Origin of the sequence: Bradyrhizobium sp. DOA9 (assembly GCF_000617845.2) — a bacterium.
GTDB lineage: Bacteria > Pseudomonadota > Alphaproteobacteria > Rhizobiales > Xanthobacteraceae > Bradyrhizobium.
The window spans coordinates 397,591-418,485 of sequence record NZ_DF820425.1 but is presented as its reverse complement, the minus strand read 5'-3'; the positions used below and the strand labels follow the sequence as shown (position 1 = coordinate 418,485).

14 protein-coding genes are annotated in these 20,895 nt (G+C 64.9%); 5 read left to right on the top strand and 9 right to left on the bottom strand.

What is annotated here, in order from left to right; all coding sequences use genetic code 11:
• Nucleotides 1-117: 117 nt before the first annotated feature.
• A complete protein-coding gene (gene gltB / locus BDOA9_RS01845; protein WP_025032246.1) occupies nt 118-4,863 on the bottom strand; it encodes a glutamate synthase large subunit in 4,746 nt (1,581 codons plus the stop codon).
• A gap of 491 nt (nt 4,864-5,354) precedes the next feature.
• Here gltB and BDOA9_RS01840 point away from each other — a divergent pair, with 491 nt between their 5' ends.
• Nucleotides 5,355-6,110 carry a hypothetical protein gene (locus tag BDOA9_RS01840; RefSeq protein WP_025032245.1) on the top strand — a complete coding sequence of 252 codons (756 nt, stop codon included), beginning with the start codon at nt 5,355-5,357 and terminating at the stop codon, nt 6,108-6,110.
• A 63-nt stretch (nt 6,111-6,173) separates the two neighbouring features.
• On the opposite strand, the gene BDOA9_RS01835 is transcribed toward BDOA9_RS01840, so the two are convergent.
• The 3 genes from BDOA9_RS01835 to BDOA9_RS01825 all read right to left on the bottom strand — a co-directional run bounded on the left by BDOA9_RS01835 (nt 6,174) and on the right by BDOA9_RS01825 (nt 9,042).
• Nucleotides 6,174-6,944, bottom strand: coding sequence for an alpha/beta fold hydrolase (locus BDOA9_RS01835; RefSeq protein WP_025032244.1), 771 nt, complete (start codon nt 6,942-6,944; stop codon nt 6,174-6,176).
• A 159-nt stretch (nt 6,945-7,103) separates the two neighbouring features.
• Nucleotides 7,104-8,417, bottom strand: coding sequence for a hypothetical protein (locus tag BDOA9_RS01830; protein ID WP_025032243.1), 1,314 nt, complete (start codon nt 8,415-8,417; stop codon nt 7,104-7,106).
• Between the two features lie 160 nt (nt 8,418-8,577).
• Entirely contained in the window at nt 8,578-9,042 is a 465-nt protein-coding gene (locus BDOA9_RS01825; RefSeq protein ID WP_025032242.1) for an Hsp20 family protein, read from the bottom strand.
• A 217-nt stretch (nt 9,043-9,259) separates the two neighbouring features.
• Here BDOA9_RS01825 and BDOA9_RS01820 point away from each other — a divergent pair, with 217 nt between their 5' ends.
• Nucleotides 9,260-10,207, top strand: coding sequence for an alpha/beta hydrolase (locus BDOA9_RS01820; RefSeq protein WP_025032241.1), 948 nt, complete (start codon nt 9,260-9,262; stop codon nt 10,205-10,207).
• An 87-nt stretch (nt 10,208-10,294) separates the two neighbouring features.
• On the opposite strand, the gene BDOA9_RS01815 is transcribed toward BDOA9_RS01820, so the two are convergent.
• Both BDOA9_RS01815 and BDOA9_RS01810 read right to left on the bottom strand, forming a co-directional pair.
• The gene (locus BDOA9_RS01815; protein WP_025032240.1) at nt 10,295-13,105 is read right to left on the bottom strand and encodes a di-heme-cytochrome C peroxidase; all 2,811 of its coding nucleotides are present in this window, start codon (nt 13,103-13,105) and stop codon (nt 10,295-10,297) included.
• Between the two features lie 173 nt (nt 13,106-13,278).
• Nucleotides 13,279-15,075: an adenylate/guanylate cyclase domain-containing protein gene (locus BDOA9_RS01810; protein ID WP_025032239.1), complete on the bottom strand. Its 1,797-nt coding sequence runs from the start codon at nt 15,073-15,075 to the stop codon at nt 13,279-13,281.
• A 221-nt stretch (nt 15,076-15,296) separates the two neighbouring features.
• On the opposite strand from BDOA9_RS01810, the gene BDOA9_RS01805 reads away from it, so the two are divergent.
• Together BDOA9_RS01805 and BDOA9_RS01800 are read left to right on the top strand one after the other, a co-directional pair.
• Nucleotides 15,297-15,929 carry a LysE family translocator gene (locus BDOA9_RS01805; protein WP_025032238.1) on the top strand — a complete coding sequence of 211 codons (633 nt, stop codon included), beginning with the start codon at nt 15,297-15,299 and terminating at the stop codon, nt 15,927-15,929.
• Between the two features lie 69 nt (nt 15,930-15,998).
• Nucleotides 15,999-16,406 carry a GFA family protein gene (locus BDOA9_RS01800; RefSeq protein WP_244521445.1) on the top strand — a complete coding sequence of 136 codons (408 nt, stop codon included), beginning with the start codon at nt 15,999-16,001 and terminating at the stop codon, nt 16,404-16,406.
• Nucleotides 16,407-16,409: 3 nt separating this feature from the next.
• Here the strand turns inward: BDOA9_RS01800 and BDOA9_RS01795 are convergent, their stop codons facing one another.
• Nucleotides 16,410-17,162, bottom strand: coding sequence for a sulfite exporter TauE/SafE family protein (locus BDOA9_RS01795; protein WP_025032236.1), 753 nt, complete (start codon nt 17,160-17,162; stop codon nt 16,410-16,412).
• 92 nt (nt 17,163-17,254) lie between these two features.
• Between BDOA9_RS01795 and BDOA9_RS01790 the strand changes: the two genes are divergently transcribed.
• Nucleotides 17,255-18,145, top strand: coding sequence for a LysR substrate-binding domain-containing protein (locus BDOA9_RS01790; protein ID WP_025032235.1), 891 nt, complete (start codon nt 17,255-17,257; stop codon nt 18,143-18,145).
• 220 nt (nt 18,146-18,365) lie between these two features.
• Here the strand turns inward: BDOA9_RS01790 and hisN are convergent, their stop codons facing one another.
• Together hisN and BDOA9_RS01780 are read right to left on the bottom strand one after the other, a co-directional pair.
• The gene (gene hisN, locus BDOA9_RS01785) at nt 18,366-19,148 is read right to left on the bottom strand and encodes a histidinol-phosphatase (RefSeq protein ID WP_025032234.1); all 783 of its coding nucleotides are present in this window, start codon (nt 19,146-19,148) and stop codon (nt 18,366-18,368) included.
• A gap of 526 nt (nt 19,149-19,674) precedes the next feature.
• On the bottom strand, nt 19,675-20,565 hold the full coding sequence (locus BDOA9_RS01780; protein WP_025032233.1) for an N-formylglutamate amidohydrolase: 891 nt from the start codon (nt 20,563-20,565) through the stop codon (nt 19,675-19,677).
• Between the last annotated feature and the right edge of the window lie 330 nt (nt 20,566-20,895).

Below are 20,895 nucleotides of genomic sequence, written 5' to 3'. Positions count from 1 at the left end.
CGTCTTGTTGTTTCCTCACCGTCATTGCGAGGAGCGAAGCGACGAAGCAATCCAGTCTGCATCAAGGAAGAAAGTCTGGATTGCTTCGCTTCGCTCGCAATGACGGGGTGTGATGCCTTACGCCCCGATCGCGATTTTCGGCTCGGCGTCCGCGTTGGCGGCCATCTCGCGCAGCGCGCGCCGGTACTCGACCGGCATCACCTTGCGGAATTTGGGCAGCCAGTCCTTCCAATTGGCGAGGATGTCGGCGGCGCGCTTGGAGCCGGTGGCTTTCGCGTGGCGCGAGATCAGGACGTGCAGCCGCTCGACGTCGGAGGCGAGCAGGTTCTTGAACACGTCGACCCGGCCATGCGCCTCGAGGTCGCCGGAATGGTGATAGGTGCCGGCGTTGATCAGCTCTTCCGACAGGACCGGCTCGAGCTCGACCATCGCCATGTTGCACAGCTTGTCGAAGGAGCCATCCTCGTCGAGCACATAGGCGATGCCGCCGGACATGCCGGCCGCGAAGTTGCGCCCGGTCTTGCCGAGCACGACCACGATGCCGCCGGTCATGTATTCGCAGCAATGATCGCCCGCGCCCTCGACCACGGCGACCGCGCCCGAGTTGCGCACGGCAAAACGCTCGCCGGCGATGCCGCGGAAGTAGCACTCGCCCTCGATCGCGCCGTACATCACGGTGTTGCCGACGATGATGCTTTCTTCCGGCACGATGGCCGAGTTCCTCGGCGGCTTGACGATGATCTTGCCGCCCGAGAGGCCCTTGCCGACATAGTCGTTGCCTTCACCTTCGAGCTCGAAGGTCACGCCGTGGGCGAGCCAGGCGCCGAAGGCCTGGCCGGCGGTGCCCTTGAGGCTGACATGGATGGTGTCGTGCGGCAGGCCGGCATGGCCGTAGATCTTGGCGACCGCGCCCGAGAGCATCGCGCCCGCGGAGCGGTTGGTGCTGTTGATCGCGGCCTCGATCTTCACCGGCGCGCCGCGGTCGAGCGCAGGCTGCGCCTGCTCGATCAGCGAGCGGTCGAGCACCGCCTCCAGATGATGGTTCTGGCGCTCGGAGTGATAGATCTTCTGGCCCTTCTCCTCCTTCTGCTTGACGAAGAGCTTGGAGAAATCGAGGCCCTTGGCCTTCCAATGCGCCACCAGCTTGGTCTGGTCGAGCAGCTGCACCTGGCCGACCATCTCATTGAAGGTGCGGAAGCCGAGGCTCGCCATGATCTCGCGAACTTCCTCGGCGACGAAGAAGAAGTAGTTGATGACGTGCTCGGGCTGGCCGGTGAAGCGCTTGCGCAGCACCGGATCCTGGGTCGCGACGCCGACCGGGCAGGTGTTGAGGTGGCACTTGCGCATCATGATGCAGCCGGCCGCAATCAGCGGCGCGGTGGCGAAGCCGAACTCGTCGGCACCCAGCAGGGCGCCGATCACGACGTCACGGCCGGTGCGGAAGCCGCCGTCGACCTGGACCACGATGCGGCTGCGCAGCCGCTCGCGCACCAAGGTCTGGTGGGTTTCGGCGAGCCCGATCTCCCACGGCGATCCCGCATGCTTGATCGAGGTCAGCGGCGAAGCGCCCGTGCCGCCCTCGAAGCCCGCGATGGTGACATGGTCGGCGCGCGCCTTGGCGACGCCCGCGGCGACCGTGCCGACGCCGATCTCCGAGACGAGCTTGACCGAAACGTCGCCCGTCGGGTTGACGTTCTTGAGGTCGTAGATCAGCTGCGCCAGATCCTCGATCGAGTAGATGTCGTGGTGCGGCGGCGGCGAGATCAGGCCGACGCCCGGCGTCGAGTGCCGGACCCTGGCGATGGTCGCGTCGACCTTGTGGCCGGGCAGCTGGCCGCCTTCGCCGGGCTTGGCACCCTGCGCCATCTTGATCTGCATCATGTCGGAGTTGACGAGATACTCCGTGGTGACGCCGAAGCGGCCCGAGGCGACCTGCTTGATCGCCGAGCGCATGGAATCGCCGTTCGGCATCGGCTTGAAGCGGTCGGCTTCCTCGCCGCCTTCGCCGGTGTTCGACTTGCCGCCGATCCGGTTCATGGCGATGGCGAGCGTCGTATGCGCCTCGCGCGAGATCGAGCCGAAGCTCATCGCACCGGTGGCGAAGCGCTTGACGATGTCCTTGGCCGGCTCGACCTGGTCGAGCGGCACGGGCTTGCGCTTCTCCTCCTCCGCGTTCTTGATCCGGAACAGGCCGCGCAGCGTCAACAGGCGCTCCGACTGCTCGTTCAGGATCTTGGCGAAGGCGCGGTAGCGTTCCTGCGAATTGCCGCGCGCGGCGTGCTGCAGCAGCGACACCGATTCGGCGGTCCAGGCATGGTCCTCGCCGCGGCTGCGATAGGCATATTCGCCGCCGACGTCGAGCGCGCTCTTGTAGACCTGCGCCTCGCCGAACGCGTCGGCATGACGGCGCACGGCTTCCTCGGCGATCTCGGCGAGGCCGACGCCTTCGACGCGGGTATGCGTGCCGGCGAAGAACTTCGACACGAACTCCGCCTTGAGGCCGACGGCGTCGAAAATCTGCGCGCCGCAATAGGACTGGTAGGTCGAGATGCCCATCTTGGACATCACCTTCAAAAGGCCCTTGCCGATCGACTTGATGTAGCGCTTGACGATCTCATAGTCGTCGAGCGAGCCGGGCAGGCGGTCCTTCATCGCGATGATGGTCTCAAACGCGAGGTACGGATTGATCGCTTCGGCACCATAGCCGGCAAGGCAGGCGAAGTGATGCACTTCGCGCGGCTCGCCGGATTCGACGACGAGGCCGACCGAGGTGCGCAGGCCCGTGCGGATCAGGTGATGATGCACGGCGGCGCAGGCCAAGAGCGAGGGGATCGGCACGCGGTCGGTGCCGACCATGCGGTCGGACAGGATGATGATGTTGACGCCCTCGCGCACCGCGCTCTCGGCGCGCGCGCAGAGCTCGTCCAGCACCTGGTCCATGCCGGCCGCGCCGAGACCGGAGTGGAAGGTGGTGTCCAGCGTGCGCGACTTGAAGTGCGACTCCGCCACCTCCGAGATCGAGCGGATCTTTTCCAGGTCCGCGTCGGTCAGGATCGGCTGGCGCACTTCGAGGCGCTTGGTCGTGGCCATGCCCTGCAGGTCGAACAGGTTCGGCCGCGGCCCGATGATCGAGACGAGGCTCATCACCAGCTCCTCGCGGATCGGGTCGATCGGCGGGTTGGTGACCTGCGCGAAGTTCTGCTTGAAGTAGGTGAACAGCGGCTTGGCCTTGTCCGACAGCGCCGAGATCGGCGTGTCGTTGCCCATCGAGCCCGCGGCTTCCTCGCCCGTGGCCGCCATCGGCGTCATCAGGATCGTGATGTCTTCCTGGCTGTAGCCGAACGCCTGCTGGCGATCGAGCAGCGACAGGTTGGAGCGCACGCCTGTTGTCGGCACCTTCGGCAGGTCTTCGAGCACGATCTGGGTCCGCTCCAGCCACTCCTTGTAGGGATGGCTGGCGGCGAGTGAAGCCTTGATCTCGTCGTCCGGGATCAGGCGGCCCTGCTCGAGGTCGACCAGCAGCATCTTGCCCGGCTGCAGCCGCCATTTGGTGATGATCTGGTCCTCGGGGATCGTCAGCACGCCCATCTCCGACGCCATGACGATGCGGTCGTCCTTGGTGACGAGATAGCGCGCCGGCCGCAAACCGTTGCGGTCGAGCGTGGCGCCGATCTGGCGGCCGTCGGTGAAGGCGATCGCGGCGGGGCCGTCCCACGGCTCCATCAGCGCGGCATGATATTCGTAGAAGGCGCGGCGCTTCTCATCCATCAAGGGATTGCCGGCCCACGCCTCCGGAATCATCATCATCACGGCATGGGGCAGCGAGTAGCCGCCCTGCACCAGGAATTCGAGCGCGTTGTCGAAGCAGGCGGTGTCCGACTGGCCTTCATAAGAGATGGGCCAGAGCCGGTTGATGTCCTTGCCGTAGAGCTCGGAGCTGACCGAGGCCTGGCGCGCCGCCATCCAGTTGACGTTGCCGCGCAGCGTGTTGATCTCGCCGTTATGCGCGATCATGCGATAGGGATGTGCCAGCGACCAGGCCGGGAAGGTGTTGGTCGAGAAGCGCTGGTGCACGAGGGCGAGCGCGCTCTCGAAGTCCTTTTCGTGAAGGTCGGGATAGTACTTGCCGAGTTGGTCGGCGAGGAACATGCCCTTGTAGATTACGGTGCGGCACGACAGCGAGCACGGGTAATAGCCGGCGAGGCCGCGGTCGCGGCGCTGGTAGATCGCCTGCGAGATCGACTTGCGCAGGATGTAGAGCCGGCGCTCGAATTCGTCCTCGGTCTTGGCGGTGCCATTGCGGCCGATGAACACCTGCATGCAGGCGGGCTCGGTCGGCTTCACGGTGACGCCGAGCGAGGAATTGTCGGTCGGCACGTCGCGCCAGCCGAGCAGGGTCAGCCCCTCTTCCTTGATCTGGTCGGCGATGATGCTCTTGATGACGTTGCGCCAAGCGGTGTCGCGCGGCATGAACAGCGCGCCGATGGCGTATTCGCCCGGAGCCGGCAGCGTAAAGCCGAGCTCTCCGGCCTTGCGGCTGAAGAAGGCGTGCGGGATCTGCACCAGGATGCCGGCGCCGTCACCGGCGCGCGGGTCGGCGCCGACGGCGCCGCGATGCTCGAGGTTGCAGAGGATGCTCAGCGCGTCCGAGACGATCTCGTGCGACTTCTTGCCCTTGATGTTGGCGATGAAGCCGACGCCGCAAGAGTCCTTTTCCAGGCTCGGATCGTACAGGCCTTCGGCGTTGGGGCGCGAATTGTGCTCCTGAATCGGTGAGGTGATCGGATCGGCCGTTTTCGAGGCGACCGTCGCCGACAGCTGTTCTGCCACGATGTTTGCGCGCTCGAATTGCGACCCGTTCATTGTTCCAATCCTCTCCATGCGGCAAGCTGTCTCACCGGCTTCTTCGGCGCACCTTGGGCGTTCCGCGGCACCCGCCTCTGGGTCACCGCTCGTCCTCTGCGAGCCGCATTTTCTTAAATTCAGGCCTAGGCGTTCTTCGTCCCCGAGAACGGCTTTGCCTGGTACCTTGCCGGCGCTCGAGAGCACCGATTCTCGCTGCAATCCCTATGCCGGAACCGCAAGCAAAATGAGACAGTCTTCCTGTCCTAACCATCACCTTGCCAAATTTTTGTCTAGCACACAAGCGCGCGAAAGTCCCGATTCCGCAGTAGCCGATCAATCGCTTTCCAAAAGTTGCGCAGCCCCGGTTTTGAAGCAAACGCGCCCTGATCCGGCCCCGGCGGCGCCGAAATCCCCGATGAAGCTTCGGATCAACCCTTCGGAAGGCGGTGCCACGCCGCGAGAAGCGAAAGAGGGCGGCCACCGGAGGGCCTGACAGGAGCGTCTCGATCATGAAGTTTTTCACAGGATGTGTCGCGGCCGCCGCGCTGGTGCTGGCGGCCGCTGCGGGGCATGCGCAGGTTCCCGCCAGCGGTATTGCGAGAGGGGCCGTCATCACGGTGTCGGATTTCGACGGGCCCTACGCCCCGCCGGAGGCCCCGCCGCCGCGCTACGGTTACGGCTACGAGGAACGCGGCCCGGCGCCGGCCCTGTTGCCGCCGACCGAGGTCTACGCCGTGCTTCGTGAAAACGGCTTCTCGCCGCTGGGCATTCCGCGCCTGCGCGGCAGCGTCTACACCATCGCGGTGATCGACAGAAGCGGCGACGATGGCCGGCTGGTGATCGACGCCCGAGACGGGCGGATCATCCACTTCATGCCCGCCGCCGATGCCTATGGCATGGCGCCGGCCTATGAGGACCGCGCGCTCGCACCCTACGGGCCGCAAACCGCGCTGCCGCCGCCGACCGCGATCCGCAGCGGCCCGCCGCGCCCCCCGGCCTCGATCCCGCATGTGGCAAGCCGCGCCGTGCCGCTGCCGAAGCCCGCCCCGCGGCGCGCCGAGACGCCGACCGCTGCGAAGCCGACCGAGCCCGCAGCACGACAGGCTCAGGCCGCGCAGGCCCAACCCGCACAGCAAGCCGCGGCCATGCAGGCGAAGCCGGCCGAGGCTGCACTGCAAGCTGCCGCGCCAACCGTGGGTCAGGCCAAGGCGCCCCCGACCATCCTGCCCACGCAGGAGATGCCGGCCGCGCAGGGGCTGGATTAACCGTCAGCAAACGGAAAAGCGCCCGAGAACCGCTCGGGCGCTCTTGCGTGAAATGACTGCGCCTCAGCTCCGCGGATAGCCCGCCGCATCCAGGATCAGATTCGCCACCTCCTTCGGATGCGACACCAGGGAGAGGTGGCCGGCATCGAGCTCGATCGTGGTGGCGTTCATGCGCTTGGCGAGGAAGCGCTCGAAATCGGGGTTGATGGTGTAGTCGTTCTTCGACACCGCGTACCAGCTCGGCTTGGAGCGCCAGGCCGCCTCCGTGGTGCGGCCGGCGAAGATCGAGGCCGCGGTCGGCCATTGCACCGCGTAGAGCTCCCTCGCCTGCGCCGGCTTCACGCCGTTGGCGAAGTACTTCAGGAAGGCCTCTTCCGAGAGCTTGGTATAGCCGTCGCGCTCCACGATGCCGGCACGCGCCGGTCCGGTCGGAAACTGCTTCGACAGCGCCACGAAATCCTCGTTCGCATCGGGCGCGCGCGCGGCGACGTAGACGAGGCCGGTCACCTTCGGGTCGGTACCGACCTGGCTGATCACGGTGCCGCCCCAGGAATGCGCGACCAGCACGGTCGGGCCATCCTGCTCGGCCAGCGCCCGCTTGGTCGCCTCGACGGAATCGCTGAGCGATGACAGCGGATTCTGCACGGCGGTGACATGCAGGCCTGCAGCCTGCAGGATCGGGATCACCTCCGACCAGCTCGAGCCGTCGGCCCAGGCGCCGTGCACCAGCACGACGTTCTTCGCCTTCACCGTCTGCGGTGTCTGGGCATGAGCAAGGCCGAGGGGAGCCGCCAACAGGCTCGCGGCGACGAAAAGGCTGCGCCAGAGTGACATGATCTTTCTCCGTGTTTTTGGTGCGATGCCCAAAGGACGGAGGGCGAGGCGACGGTGTTACGCCTTCACCGCTCTGTGATGCAGTGCAGCGGCAGGAGCCGGATCGCGCTTCTTATGCCGGATCTCTGCATGCTCCGTCGCCAAGGACTGTTGACGCACTCAAGGCAGTGACGGATCGAGATTGGTCGGGCGGCTGAGGTTCGTCACTGCGTGGAACGAAGCCGCCGTTGCGACAGCCGCTTCGCGGTATCGTTTGACTTCGGCTGCGATCGCTGGATCGTTGACATTGGTCGTGGGAACCCGGGCCGCGGCGGTCTGAGCGGCCTGCTCCAGCTCACGTAACGCCTTGACGGATTTGTTCAGATCCGCAAGCGCCGGAGGCGAGACGAGCTTGCCGGTGACGTACACCACTTGGCTGAGCCCCAAGATGCCGAGCAGTGTGGCGGGGATTTCGAACGTGGCGAGCTGATTGACGCCGACCACGAGCAATGCGCCGCCGACGATGAGGCTGAAGATGCAGCTTTGATAGCGGTACACGTCGAATTCGCCGTCGGTCGTGAGTATGTCGCTCCATTTCGCCTCGTTGGTTCGTGCAAGGCCTCGTACGCCGATCCAGTTCTTTTGCGCGAGCCAGTTCGCGTTCTCGAATTCGAGCTGGTTCTGCCGATTATCGGTACCCTTCGCCGCCGTCGATCCGATGGCCGCAATGCCAAGCAACAAGAGTATCGTCTGCGAAAGATCGGAAAGCTCTCCGGTTCTGAGCAATATGAAGAGCAGCAGCACAAAGACGATGATCGAGAAGAACAGGATCTGCAGCTTCGCCAAGCTTCCCCGACCGTCTATGCCGGCCGTCATGATGACGGGGTCGAGAAACCTTTCCCTGGCTCTGCGCTCGGCCAGCGTTGCATTTCCGTCGGTCGGGAGCTTGGTGCGAAAGGCGAATGCTGCCGCAACATAGAGCAGGATCACGGTGACGAGCGCGATCGGGGTGCTCCAGGAGGTCGAACTCACGTACATCTTGACGATGCTGTTGACGGAAGGAGCGTTGTCATTTTCGCAGGCATAGATTCTGATGACACCCGTCATCCAATGAGAGCCGAGCGCGGCGGGAACGCTGACCGAAGCCAGCGTGTCCCCTTTATTGGCGAGCCCACTGGTGATGTAGGGGTGATTGTCTGGAATCTGTGAGGCAGAAATTGCGTTTCTGCCGCCAATGGGAGGGCCTTTGAGATAGTGCGCGTCGAATTTCACGTAATACGTGGCGTCGGGCTTGAACTGTTCCTTGAGGATGAAGTTCGCGGTGTTGCCCGCGGCAAGGAAGGTCGTGGTGGGAACAAGTTGGGTCCCGGCATGATAGATGAACTTGTTGTCCCCCATGCAGTCGCCGACGGCCTTTGCGGGCGCCGCGTTCGTGGGCCCGGCAGTTGCTGACATTGCGAGGATGAGGAGCGGCATCAACGAGCGGAAACGCATGAAACAATCTCGCGCGCGAAAATGAAAACAACGACGAACAAAATCAACCAATAGTTTATGATGTAATCATATCGCCCACTGATTGCATGCGCAACAAAAAACGCCCCGGGGCACCGGGGCGTTTTCGCAACCTGGAAGTCGTTCGGTTTGGTCGCCTGGCTCAGGCGGCCTGCGCGGCCGAGTTCTCGATCACCTGCGCCTTGGCGCCGGCGTTGATCGCGATCTGGCGCGGCTTCTTGGCCTCGGGAATCTCGCGGACGAGGTCGACGTGAAGCAGCCCGTTCTCGAGCGAGGCGTCCTTCACCTGCACGAAGTCGGCAAGCTGGAAGGCGCGCTCGAAGGCACGCGCGGCGATGCCGCGGTAGAGCACTTCGGATTTCGAGTTCTCGTTCGCGACCTTCTCGCCCTTGATCGTCAGCGTGTTTTCCTTCGCGACGATGGAGAGCTCGTCCTTGGCAAAGCCCGAGACCGCAACGGTGATGCGGTAGGCGTTCTCGCCGGTGCGCTCGATGTTGTAGGGGGGATAGCCGGGGCTGCCGTCGGAGCTGGCCTGGTCAAGCAGGTTGAAGAGACGGTCGAAGCCGACGGTGGAACGGTAGAACGGAGTGAGATCGTAGGTACGCATGGTCAAGTCCTCCATTGAGCGACTGTTGGTAACCCGCCCGCCAATCGGGCCGGGCTTTAGTCTGTGTGCAGCCTGATGTTCCGGTTCCGAAACACTGGTAGCGGCCTGCACGAAGGTGATATGGGTGGAACGAGACGGCGTTCAAGAGGGCGGGACAGGCGCCTTTTCGGCGCTTTGGCCCCTTGATTTGCAGCACTTTCCGCCCAAGCACGCCCCAATGACGCTGGTCTCGATTCCCGCCAATCCCGTCCCCGAAAACGTCGTCAGCGGCACCATCAAGACCCCTGATGGCGTCGAGCTGCGCTTTGCGCGCTGGGCGCCGCCGGCGGGCCGCAAGGGTACGGTTTGCGTCTTCACCGGGCGCAGCGAGCAGATCGAGAAGTATTTCGAGACCGTGCGCGATTTGCGCGACCGCGGCTTTGCGGTGGCGATGATCGACTGGCGCGGGCAGGGCCATTCGTCGCGCCGCCTGCGCGATCCGCGCAAGGGCTATGTGCGCGACTTCGCCGATTTCGAGATCGATGTCGAGACCTTCGTGCAGCAGGTGGTGCTGCCGGATTGCCCGCCGCCCTTCTTCGCGCTCGCCCACTCCATGGGCGGCACGGTGCTGCTGCGGGTGGCGCATGCCGGCAAGCGCTGGTTCGACCGCATGGTGCTGTCGGCGCCGATGATCGACCTGCCCGGGCGCACCACCTCGCTGCCGGTGCGTGCGCTGCTCAAGACGATGCGCCTGCTCGGGCAGGGCGGCCGCTACGTTCCCGGCGGCAGCGACCGCCTCACCGGGCTCGAGCCCTTCATCAACAATCCCCTGACCAGCGATCCCGTACGCTATGCGCGCAATGCCGCGATCCTGGAGGAAGATCTGACGCTCGGACTGGCCTCGCCGACGGTCGCCTGGGCCGATACCGCCTTCCGCGCCATGCACACCTTCAAGCGCGTGAACTACCCCTCCCAGATCCGCCAGCCGATCCTGATGCTGGCGGCCTCCAACGACACCGTGGTCTCGACCGCGGCGATCGAGGAGTTCGCCTATCATCTGCGCGCCGGCTCCCATCTCGTGATCGCTGGCTCCAAGCACGAGATCCTCCAGGAGCAGGATCGCTACCGCGCCCAGTTCTGGGCCGCCTTCGACGCCTTCGTGCCGGGCACGCCGCTGTTCAAGTGAGAGCACGGCCCGGACGCATCCTGAGCTACTGCTCGTTCCGCAAACTCCATCATGCCCGGGGACAAGCCCGGCCATGACGACAAGGCGCTACAGCGTCTTCAGATACTCGATCAGGTCGTAGCGCTCCTGCTCCTTGAGCACGCGGCCGATGGTGCCGTCCTTGCCGGGGCCCGGCGTGCCATCGAACGAGTGGCCGGCATTGCTGTTGCCGAACAGCTCGGTGCCATCAGACGCCCGCGTCGAGAAGCGCGACTGCCCGGTCTTGCAGCTCTCGCCGTCGGCGACCGCGAAGCCGACCAGCTTCGGATCGTAGTCGCGGCCACCACCCATGCAGAACGATTTGGGGCGCTCGGCCGCGGGGCTCAGCATCCAGTAGAGCGAGGGGACCGATCCGTTGTGCAGGTAAGGCGCGGTGGCCCAGACGCCATCGAGCGGGCGCGCGCGATACCAGGGCCCCCGCTCGTTCTTGTCGGGCGGCTGCGGACCGGGATTGGGGCAGTTCTTGCGCTTGCCCCACCAGGCTTGCTGAACCTTCGGGTCGATCTTGGCATCGTCCATTGCCTTGCGGGCGACGATGTCGACGAGCACCATCAGGCCGAGCGAATATGGCATGTCGGTCGAAGAAATATCCGGCAGATTGCAATTCCACCAGGCATTGAGGTTCTGCGTGGGATCGAGCTTGAGAAAGCCCGGCACCTGAACCGTGCGCGTCGCCAGCACGCTGGCCTGAGCGGGGTCGGTCCCCATGCCCTTGGCGCTTTTCTGGACCTCGTTCAGGAATTTCTCGTCGCCGATGGTCTCCCACCGTGACGAGGACCAGATGCTCTGGGCGGGAAACTCGGTGTCGAACACGGGATCGTTGACCGGACCCAGATGGCATTCGACGCAGATCTCCGAGTAGAGCTTGCGGCCACGTTTGACGCGGTCGCCATCGATCTTCCAGGCATCATCGCCGAAGATGTCCGACGGCCATTTCGGCGATGTCAGTCCGGAGAGCTGCTTTTTCGGATAGGGCGCCGATCCCTTCAGCAGATCCTCGATCCAGTTCAGATTCTTGACGTCCATCGACGAGCGGAACAGCCGGTCCTTGGGCGTATTGTCGGACAGATTGAGCAGCGCGGTCACGCCCAGCGCTTCGCCGGCGTTGCGGATCAGCGGCTGTTCGATCGAAGCGTCATATTGCGCGTATTTGAGCCAGGGTACGGTCCAGATCGGCGGGAAGCTGACCGGCGCGTCCTTGGCATGCAGATTCTTCTCGAAGCCGCTGAGGCCGCTGAGCGCCATGTCCTGGGAGAAGACCTGGTTGCCGATGCGGTTGAGCGCATCGAGGCGGCCATAACCTTCCTCGGTGTCCTGCTGCTTCTCTTCCCGCTTCGTCTTCTCGTTGAACCTCGTCTTGCCGTCGATGGTCTTCGCGTAGGTCTTCTCCCAGTCGACCAGGAACGTGCTGATCGCACTCAGCTTCTGCTTCAGCGCGTCGCGGTCCGCATCGCTGGCGGAAGGGCCGAGCACGCGATCGGCGAAGCGCGTGAAGCGCCCCGGTACGTAGAGCGTGTAGGCGATCGACAGACCGGTCGTGACCTCGAGCTTCCTCAGGTCGGTCATCGCCGGACCGCCGTCGAAGCGGATGTCGATGCCCTTGTAGTGGATCTGGCCGGTGTGGCAGGCGGCGCAGGTCAGGCCGATCCGGTCCTCGCCGATCTGGCCGGTCGCGGGATCGGGTACGCCGGTCATGCGTGCGAAGCCGACCGGCAGGCCGTCGACGTTTTCGGCCTGGGGACCCCAGTTCACCGGCGGATTCCAGAGACGCGCCGGCACCGGCTTCGTCTTGTCGTAGACGTTGGCATAGCCGAACCTGCGCAGCGTGGCGTCGTCGGTGTTGATCGTTTGCGGGCTCGGGATGAAGCCGAAGCGCTGAAGATGGTCGCTGTCATGCAGCATCCCGGGCTTTGCGAAGAAATGAAGCCGCGGCTGCTCGAGCGCCATGAACCAGCGATAGGGCACCGGGAAAGTCGCGGTGCCCTGGCTGGCGTGATGAAACCAGTGCCGGTCCTCCAGCGCCCAGTTCTGCTCGAGCCAGTACGCGGCCCGGGGTTCGACGTGCGCGGGCAATGGCGGGGCCACGAGGTCCCCGAGGATGCCGGGCAGCATCGGCTGGAATTGATCCGGAAAGCGCAGCGCCACGATGCCGAAGACGAGGAGCGCGGCGACCAGTCCGCCGGCCGCGCGCAAGATCAGCGAGGGCGGGGTGACCGGCTGGCTGACGACCCGCTGAGTGATCCTGTCAGGGAATTTGCGCTCGTTGAACAATGTCCTCACCTCGGCCACGCTGAGATAGCGGTCGTCACCCTGACCCTTGCCCATGATCTTGAGCAGGATCGGCCATTCGAACTTCATGAGGATCGGGTAGTACCAGCGCGCTTGATTGCCGGCGCGCTTGAGGTTGTCCTTCATGAAGGTCTGGATTTGCGAGGCGTTGAGCCCGGTCTCGGTGCCGCCGCCATCGGGATCGTCATAGGTGCCGCCGAAACCGGCAAGCCGTGCAATCTCGTCCTCGTTGACGCGACCATCGACGCCGAGGATGCGCGAGCCGGCACCGAGCTTGTCGAGCGGGCCGCCGCGCAGCGTGTTGAGCTGTGCGCCCCAGAAGATGCTTTGCAGGATGTGACAGGCGCCGTTGGCGATCAGTGCGACGCCGCGGACCTGGATGCGGGCCGAGGTCTTCTTCAGCCCGGTCTCGCCGCTCGCATTTGCGATGGTCTGCGACAGCGTCCGGAGTGGGACGGTGCCGCCATCGACGAAACCTTCGCCGACGAGGCCGCGCAGGAAGGGGCAGGGATTGTTCGGCGAGACCTGGATCGAGGGGTCGAAGGGCGGCTTCGAAGCGCGGTCATGCATGGCCCAAATCCTGAAAACGGCGAATCGCAAATAAGGACGCGCCGATCAAGCGCGGAAAGTCCTAAAAAACCGGCAGCAGACTATACTACTTCAACGTGTGATGAAGTGTGGCTGATTTCACGGTCCTGTCAACGGGCGCGAACAGCTTGTTGCGAAGGACCGCGGCCTGCCGTTCAGGACTCGGCGGCCCGTTTCACGTCGCTCTGAACCAGCGTCAGCTTGCCGAGCGGTACGCCGGCCTTCAGCAGCCCCTCGCGATAATGCGCGACGTCCTCCGGCCGCTTCCAGTGGAAGTTGCGCAAGTGCCTGTCGACGTTCAGCGTTGGATAGTTTGCCATCAGCACGCGGGCGGCTTCGCCGGCCTCGTCGCTGCGTCCCAGCTGCGCCAGCGCCGCGGCCCGGATCGCCAGCGCCTGCATGTGATTCGGGTTGATGTAGAGCTGTTCGCGCGCCCATGACAGCGTCGCGTCATATTGGCGCAACAGATAATGGCTGAACGCGTTCAGCGCCGCCCATTGGTAGCGCGGGTCGCTGTTGTCGCGCTGCGCGGCCATTGAGAACAGCTCGATCGCCTCGCGGTGCTCGCCGACCATGAAATGGCAGATGCCGAGCACGCCGCGCGCGCCATTATCGTAGGGGTTGAGCGCGACCGCGCGCTTGGCGGCGTCCATTGCCGCCTCGTGATGACCCTCCAGCGCGTGCGCCCAGGTCAGGATCGAGAACGCGAAGGACGAGCGCGGATCGAGCCGGACGCTGGTTTCGGCGAGGCTCATCGCCTCGGCCCACATCTCGCGCGTGCCCTTGACCCAGCCGAACTGGATGCTCTGGATTTGGATCGTGGCGAGATAGGCATGCGCGATCGACAGCTTGGGATCGAGCCCGATCGCCTCGCGGAACAGCTCGACGGCGGCCGCCAGATCCTCCTTGGTCTGCCGGTAGTAATGCGACAGCCCCTTGAGGAAGCGGTCCCAGGCGGTGACGTCGGTCGAGTGCCGCGCCGGCGCCGAGGCTTCCGCCCGGACGATCTCGGTGGCGATGGCGGCAGACAAATTGGTCGTGATCTCGTCCTGCATCGCGAACAAATCGCCGATGTCGCGGTCGTAGCGGCCGGTCCAGAGCTGCTCGCCGGTCTCCGGCGCGATCAGTTCGGCGGTGACGCGGATCTTGGCGCCGGCGCGCCGCACCGAGCCCTGGATCAGATAGGTGGCGTCGATCTCGCGCGCGATCAGCCGGGTGCCGATGTTCTTGCCCTTGAAGGCGAAGGTCGAGTTGCGGCTGAGCACCCGATAGAAGGATTGCAGCGACAGCGCGTGGATCAGGTCCTCGGTGAGGCCGTCGGAGAAATATTCGTCCTGGGCGTCGCTGAGATTGGCAAAGGGCAGCACGCCGACGATCGCGGTACGGTACTGCTGCGACAGCGCCGAGGCCTCCCGGAGCTCGGGAGCAAGCGCCGGCGCGCCCTCGGGCGTCCAGGTAAAGACCCCGATCGCGTCCTTGATGTTCTTGAAGCGATGGTTGCCGGCGTCGGTCAGCGGCACCGACAGATGCTTGCTCGCCTCCCGGTAAGCCTTGGCCGAGATCGCGAACCCGCCCGGGCTCGCCACCGATTCCAGGCGGACGGCGATGTTGACGTCGTCGCCGAAGACCTCGTCCTCGTCGGCGATGACGTCGCCCATGTGGATGCCGAGCCGAAACTGCATGGCGCGGTCGGCTGGCAGGTGGCGGTTGCGTTCGGCCATCAGCGTCTGCATCGCGATCGCCGCCTCGGTGGCGCCGACGATCGAGGCGAATTCCAGCAGGAAGCCGTCGCCGGTGTTCTTCACGACGCGGCCGCCGTGATTGAGGATGATGGGATGGATCGCGGCGCGATGGGCCTTGAAGGCGGCATGAGTGCCGGCCTCGTCGCTGCCCATCATGCGCGAATAGCCGGCGACATCGGCGCAGACGATGGCGGCCAGACGTCTTTCCATATCCTCAAAGCTCCAAGGGATTGAGGTGACCGCCACGACGTGGCGGTTGCCGCGAATCCCGCATTTCAAGAACTCTGCCTTTATAGAGCAGATGCGCCGGAGCGGAAGCATGATCCGCATTGCAAATTCGAGGTAAATCCTCCGCAATTCCGGCGGTGGACGGGGACGGACGAAACGACTAAGCGGAACCGGGATCGCCAGGACGGCAGCAGGGCACCTTCATGCTGGGCATTCACGAAATCGGGCTTTTCATCCTGTCGGGCGTGCTGCTCAACATCACGCCGGGGCCGGATTCGGTCTATGTGATCGGCCGCAGCATGCAAATGGGCTGGCGGGGCGGTGCCGCTGCCGCCTTGGGCATCAGTTGCGGCTGCTTCGTCCATGTCGCGGGCGCGGCGATCGGGCTTTCGGCTCTGCTGATGGCCTCGTCCACGGCCTTCTCGATCCTGAAGCTGGTCGGCGCGGCCTATCTGGTCGTGACCGGCCTGCAGATGCTGTGGTCGCGCCCGGTGCCGGCTTCGAGCATCGATGAGCCGGTGCGCAGCTCGCTCTCGCGGGTCTTTCTCCAGGGCGTCTTGACCAATGCGCTCAATCCAAAGGTCGCGCTGTTCTTCCTCGCCTTCCTGCCGCAATTCGTCGCAGCCGATGCGCCGCACAAGCCGCTCGCCTTCCTGACCCTCGGCCTGATCTTCATCTTCACGGGAACGCTGTGGTGCCTGGTGCTCGCCGCATTCGCCGCCAGGGCCGCGCACCGGCTGCGCAAGTCAGAGGGGGCGATTGCCTGGGTCAACCGCGCGCTCGGCGGCCTCTTCATCTATCTCGGCATCCGTGTCGCCATGCTGGAGACGCGGTAGTCTGATTCGAACGAACGATGGTGCGGACGCGACCGGCCCGAAAGTGGCCCCGCGAGGGAGATTCAAGTGGTGAGAGGAAGCTGCCTGTGCGGCGCCGTGCGCTTCGAGATCGACAAGGTCCGCGCGCTGACGCACTGCCATTGCGTCAATTGCCGCAAGCTGACCGGCGCGGCCTTCGCCACCTACGCCCATGTCGATGCCGACAAGTTTCGCTTCGTTGCAGGCGAGAACCTGACCGTGGCCTACGAATCCTCCCCGGGAAGTTTCCGCCATCGGTGCAGGACTTGCGGCTGCCCGACGCCGGGCAAGGCGAGCTATCTCCCGACCGTCAGCATTCCCGCCGGCCTGCTCGATGACGACCCGGAGGTCCGGCCGCGCCTCCACGTTTTCACCTCGTCGCGCGCGCCGTGGTGGACAATCCAGGACGATCTGCCGCAGCAAGAAAAATGGGTGCCGGGCTTTGAGCCAAAATCGTAGGGGTCAGAAGAACTCTTTCGCCAGCGCGCTGCCGGTGAGATAGAGGCCGAGCAGGATCATCGCGATCAGGAACCAGCGGCGAAACGCTTCGGCCGGCATCCGCGCCCGCACCGATTGGCCGATGAACATGCCGGCAAAGGCCATGGCGAGGCCGATCGCACCCGGCACGATATTGGCCGGCGTCAGCAGTCCGACCGCGCTCAGGTTGAAGGCGAGCGCCAGCGTCGCGGTGGTGAAGAACACGCCCAGCGCCTGCACCAGCTCGTCCTTTTCCATGCCGATCGCCTGCATGAACGGCATCGACGGGATCACCTGCACGCCGGTTGAGGCCGAGATCACGCCGGTGACGATGCCGACCACGCCGCCGACCCATTTTTCGTTCTCGGGCGCGACGCGGACGTGGAACTTGTTCAGGCCGATCACGGCGTAGACGACGAGCAGGGCGCCGAGCACGATCGTGCCGTAGCGCGCATGCGGCCCGGTCAGCGCGCCGGCGTTGAGCCAGCAGCCGACCACGGTGCCGATCATCAGCGGCCACAGCCGCTTCAGGATATCGCGCAGATGAGGGCCGACGAAGGTCTGCCAGATGTTGGTGACGATGGCGGGCACGATGACGATGGCGATGGCGCGGCTCGGCGCCATGCTCACCGCCAGCAGGCCCATGGTCACCGTCGGCAGGCCGAGCCCGACCACGCCCTTGACGAATCCGGCAAGCAGGAACACGGCGGCGATGAGGATGAGCAGCGGGTCGATCATCTCCGTACATTGACCGATACCGCGATCAGGCACAATCTGGAGGTTACGGAGAAAGCCTTCGTTCCAAACGAAGGCTGAGGAGACCCAACGCCATGCGCTTCGACCTTGTCGATCTCCAGCTCTTCATCGCGGTCGCCGACCAGCGCAGCATCACCCGCGGCGCGGAGCGCTCGCACCTGGCGCTGGCCTCGGCCAGCGCGCGCATCAAGGGCCTCGAGGATGCGCTCGGCGTCGCGTTGCTCAAGCGCGGGCGCCGCGGAGTGGAGTTGACCGCGGCCGGGGAGAGCCTGCTCGATCATGCCAGGCTCGTGATCCACCAGATCGACGCCATGCGCGGCGATCTCGCCGGCTTTGCCAGCGGCGTGCGCGCCAGCGTACATTTCCTCGCCAACACGTCGGGCCTGTCGGAGCATCTGCCGAAGGCGCTCGCCGGCTTCCTGCGCGCGCATCGCGACGTCGCCGTCGACATCGAGGAGCGCGAGAGCACCGATATCGCGGCCGCCATCACCGCAGGCGCGGCCGATCTCGGCTTCGCCGCCGAGCACGCGCTGCCCGAGCATATCGAGCGCTTCCCCTTCAGCGAGGACCGTCTGACGCTGGTGACGTCGAAACGCGGCCCGTTTGCCGGCCGCCGCCAGATCGACTTTCAGGAGGCGGGGGCTTGCGACTTCGTCGGCCTGACCAGCGCCACCGCGCTCCAGATGCACATCTCGAAGCACGCCGCGCGGCTCGGCATGCGGCCGCATTTCCGCGCGCGCCTGCGCGATTTCGACGCGATCTGCCGGATGGTCGCCGCCGATGTCGGCGTGGCGCTGGTGCCCGAAGCCGCCGCCCGCCGCTGCGCCAAGACCATGCCGCTCGCAATGGTCCGCCTGCGCGATGCTTTCGCCAACCGCAAGCTCGTGATCTGCGCGCGCAGCTTCAAGGCGCTGCCGAAGCCGGCCAAGATGCTGGTGGAGCACTTGCGGTCAGAAGCGGTGTGAGAGGACTCTTACCCTCCCCTGGAGGGGGAGGGTCGATCGCGCGAAGCGCGAGCGGGGTGGGGTGACAGTCTCTCCATGCGGTGCCCGTGTGGAGAGATCACCCCACCCCGCTTCACCTCTCGCTTCGCTCAAGGCAAAGCGACCCTCCCCCTTCAGGGGAGGGTAAGAACACCTGCTTCGCCGTCTCCGCTTCCGCGTCGGACGTGCCGCCGCCCGCTCGCTACTGGTTCAAAAGCTTCAACGCTTCCTCGTGAACCCGTGCGTCGCCGGCTGCGATGATGCGGCCGCCGCCCTGGGCGGGCTTGCCTTCCCAGGTGCTGACGACGCCGCCGGCGCCGGTCACGATCGGGATCAGCGCTGCGATGTCGTAGGGCTTCAGCTCGGTCTCGACCACGAGGTCGACGTGGCCCGCGGCCAGCATGCAATAGGAGTAGCAGTCGCCGCCATAGCGCGACAGCCGCGCGCTCTTCTCGATGCGGCTGAAGATGGCGCGGTCGCGCTCGTTCATCAGCAGCGGGCTGGTGGTGTAGGTGGTGGCCTCCGACAGCGAAGCGCAGCGGCGGACCTGGAGCCGGCGCTCGCCCGATGGCCCCTTGTAATTGGCCGAACCGTTGTCGCCGGAAAAGCGCTCGCCGATGAACGGCTGGTGCATCATGCCGAACACCGGCGTGCCCTTGTGCAACAGCGCGATCAGCGTGCCCCAGATCGGAAAGCCGCCGATGAAGGATTTGGTGCCGTCGATGGGGTCGAGCACCCAGACGTAGTCGGCGTCCTCGCGTTCGTTGCCGAATTCCTCGCCGACGATGCCGTGCTGGGGGAAGTTGGCCTTGATCAGCCGCCGCATCACCGCCTCGGCGGCGCGGTCGGCCTCGGTCACGGGATCGAAATCCTTGGTCTTGCTCTTGTCGTCGATCGACAGCGAGGTGCGGAAGAACGGCAGGATGGTTTCGCCGGAGGCGGTGGCAAGCCGACCGATGAAGGCGGAGAAGTCGATCACCGTCACAGGCGAAATCCTCGAACCGAAAGTTGGATGGGGCTTGCGTCCTGCCTAGCTCAATTCGCCAGCCGGGTGCAGCGCTGTGTTGAGGTTGCTCCCTGGTATTTTGGATGCCGGGGACGCTGCCCCATTCCAGTCATCCGCTGGCCAAATATCGATCACGGAGTTGAAAACTTAGTTCCGAGGTTGCCTTGTTCGTATGCAAATGACAATCAACCCATTGAATTATCTTATCAAAGAAACTGAATCTGGGTTTCCATGGAAGCAACTGAGCCATGTGCGGTTTGCATGGGAAACGGCGCAAAAGCCCTTGCACTTTGTGCGGCGCGGCCGCATATTGTTGCGGTGCGGTAGCGCTTCGCGTTACCGCTGCCCTCCTTGGGCGTTTCCTCCCTAGACTTGGGCCGCTTGCGTCATTCGCGAGCGGCCCTTTTTTCTTGGCTCCGCCGTTTTCATTTCAGGGCGCGCAGGCTTGCGAAGCGAAAGCGCAATCGCGCGCAAGGCCGCGTCGTTTTGAGAGAGCAGCCGCGTCCTATTCCGCTGCGGCCTGGAACGGGCCGAGGTCGGTAAACGGAATCGTGGTCGCCAGCACGTCGGCGAGAACGCCGAAGTCGGAGGCCACTTGCGCAAAGCGCGCGCTGCGCTCGCGCCGCCGCTCATCCATGTAGATCGCGCGATTGAGCTCGAGCTGCACGGCGTGCAGGCCGCTCGCGGGATTGCCGTAATGCTCGGTGATGAAGCCGCCGGCATAGGGCTTGTTGCGGCCGATCGAATAGCCGAGCCCGCTCATGGTCTCCTCGACGCGATCGGGCAACAGCGGCGTGCAGCTGGTGCCGTAGCGGTCGCCGATCACGACGTCGGGCCGGCGCGGCTCGTCCCTGCTGACGCCGACCGAGGGCATCGAATGGCAGTCGACCAGCACCACGGTGCCGAACATCTGGTGCACCTTGTTGATCAGCCGGCGCAGCGCGCGATGATAGGGCTTGTATAGCGTCTCGATCCGCCCCAGCGCATCGTCGACCAGGAGGCGCTCGCGGTAGATTTCCTGGCCGTCGCCGACCACGCGCGGAATGGTGCCGAGGCCGCCGGCGACGCGCATCGAGCGGGTGTTGGCGAAGCTCGGCAGCCGGCCGGTGAACATGCGCGGGTCGAGCTCATAGGGCTCGCGGTTGACGTCGACATAGGAGCGGGGAAAGTTGACCCGCACGGTCGGAAAGCCGCGCGCGCTGAGATGGCCGATCAGCTCGTCCATGAACGAATCTTCCGAGCGCCGCAGCGTCGGCAGGTCGATCCGTGACGCCGCCAGGAATTCCTCCGGATAGGTCGAGCCGGAATGCGGCGAGTTGAAGATGACGGGCGCGCGCCATTCGGCAGGCTCGAAGATCTCGAAGGCTGGCGACATGTCGCCGTCAAAGCGGGTCATCTTCTCAGGCTTCGTCCCTTCGTGCCGCACGATCCGGACAAGCTCCGGGTCCAATGATTCGGCCGATCAAGCGGCTCTTATGTGCCGTCATTGTCCGGAATCGCAACCATTCTGCCAAGTGGAAAGATGTATTGGCCGATTGGAACAGGTCTTAACCGTGCGGGCATCGGGATGGGGACGCGCCCGTCCGGCTCGATTGATTTGGACCTCGTTCCGGTCCACAAAGAGCCGGCAGCGGGGCCGGCAGAGTTAAGATTTTCACCCCAAATTTACCCTCTGTCGGGCTTAGTAACCCCTGCTGATATCCTCTGGGGATTCGACGTTTCCTGC

Bases quoted from the DNA above. Each gene is read 5' to 3' on its own strand.
- gltB (WP_025032246.1), bottom strand. From the start codon at position 4,863: ATGAACGGGTCGCAATTCGAGCGCGCAAACATCGTGGCAGAACAGCTG.
- BDOA9_RS01840 (WP_025032245.1), top strand. From the start codon at position 5,355: ATGAAGTTTTTCACAGGATGTGTCGCGGCCGCCGCGCTGGTGCTGGCG.
- BDOA9_RS01835 (WP_025032244.1), bottom strand. From the start codon at position 6,944: ATGTCACTCTGGCGCAGCCTTTTCGTCGCCGCGAGCCTGTTGGCGGCT.
- BDOA9_RS01830 (WP_025032243.1), bottom strand. From the start codon at position 8,417: ATGCGTTTCCGCTCGTTGATGCCGCTCCTCATCCTCGCAATGTCAGCA.
- BDOA9_RS01825 (WP_025032242.1), bottom strand. From the start codon at position 9,042: ATGCGTACCTACGATCTCACTCCGTTCTACCGTTCCACCGTCGGCTTC.
- BDOA9_RS01820 (WP_025032241.1), top strand. From the start codon at position 9,260: ATGACGCTGGTCTCGATTCCCGCCAATCCCGTCCCCGAAAACGTCGTC.
- BDOA9_RS01815 (WP_025032240.1), bottom strand. From the start codon at position 13,105: ATGCATGACCGCGCTTCGAAGCCGCCCTTCGACCCCTCGATCCAGGTC.
- BDOA9_RS01810 (WP_025032239.1), bottom strand. From the start codon at position 15,075: ATGGAAAGACGTCTGGCCGCCATCGTCTGCGCCGATGTCGCCGGCTAT.
- BDOA9_RS01805 (WP_025032238.1), top strand. From the start codon at position 15,297: ATGCTGGGCATTCACGAAATCGGGCTTTTCATCCTGTCGGGCGTGCTG.
- BDOA9_RS01795 (WP_025032236.1), bottom strand. From the start codon at position 17,162: ATGATCGACCCGCTGCTCATCCTCATCGCCGCCGTGTTCCTGCTTGCC.
- BDOA9_RS01790 (WP_025032235.1), top strand. From the start codon at position 17,255: ATGCGCTTCGACCTTGTCGATCTCCAGCTCTTCATCGCGGTCGCCGAC.
- BDOA9_RS01780 (WP_025032233.1), bottom strand. From the start codon at position 20,565: ATGACCCGCTTTGACGGCGACATGTCGCCAGCCTTCGAGATCTTCGAG.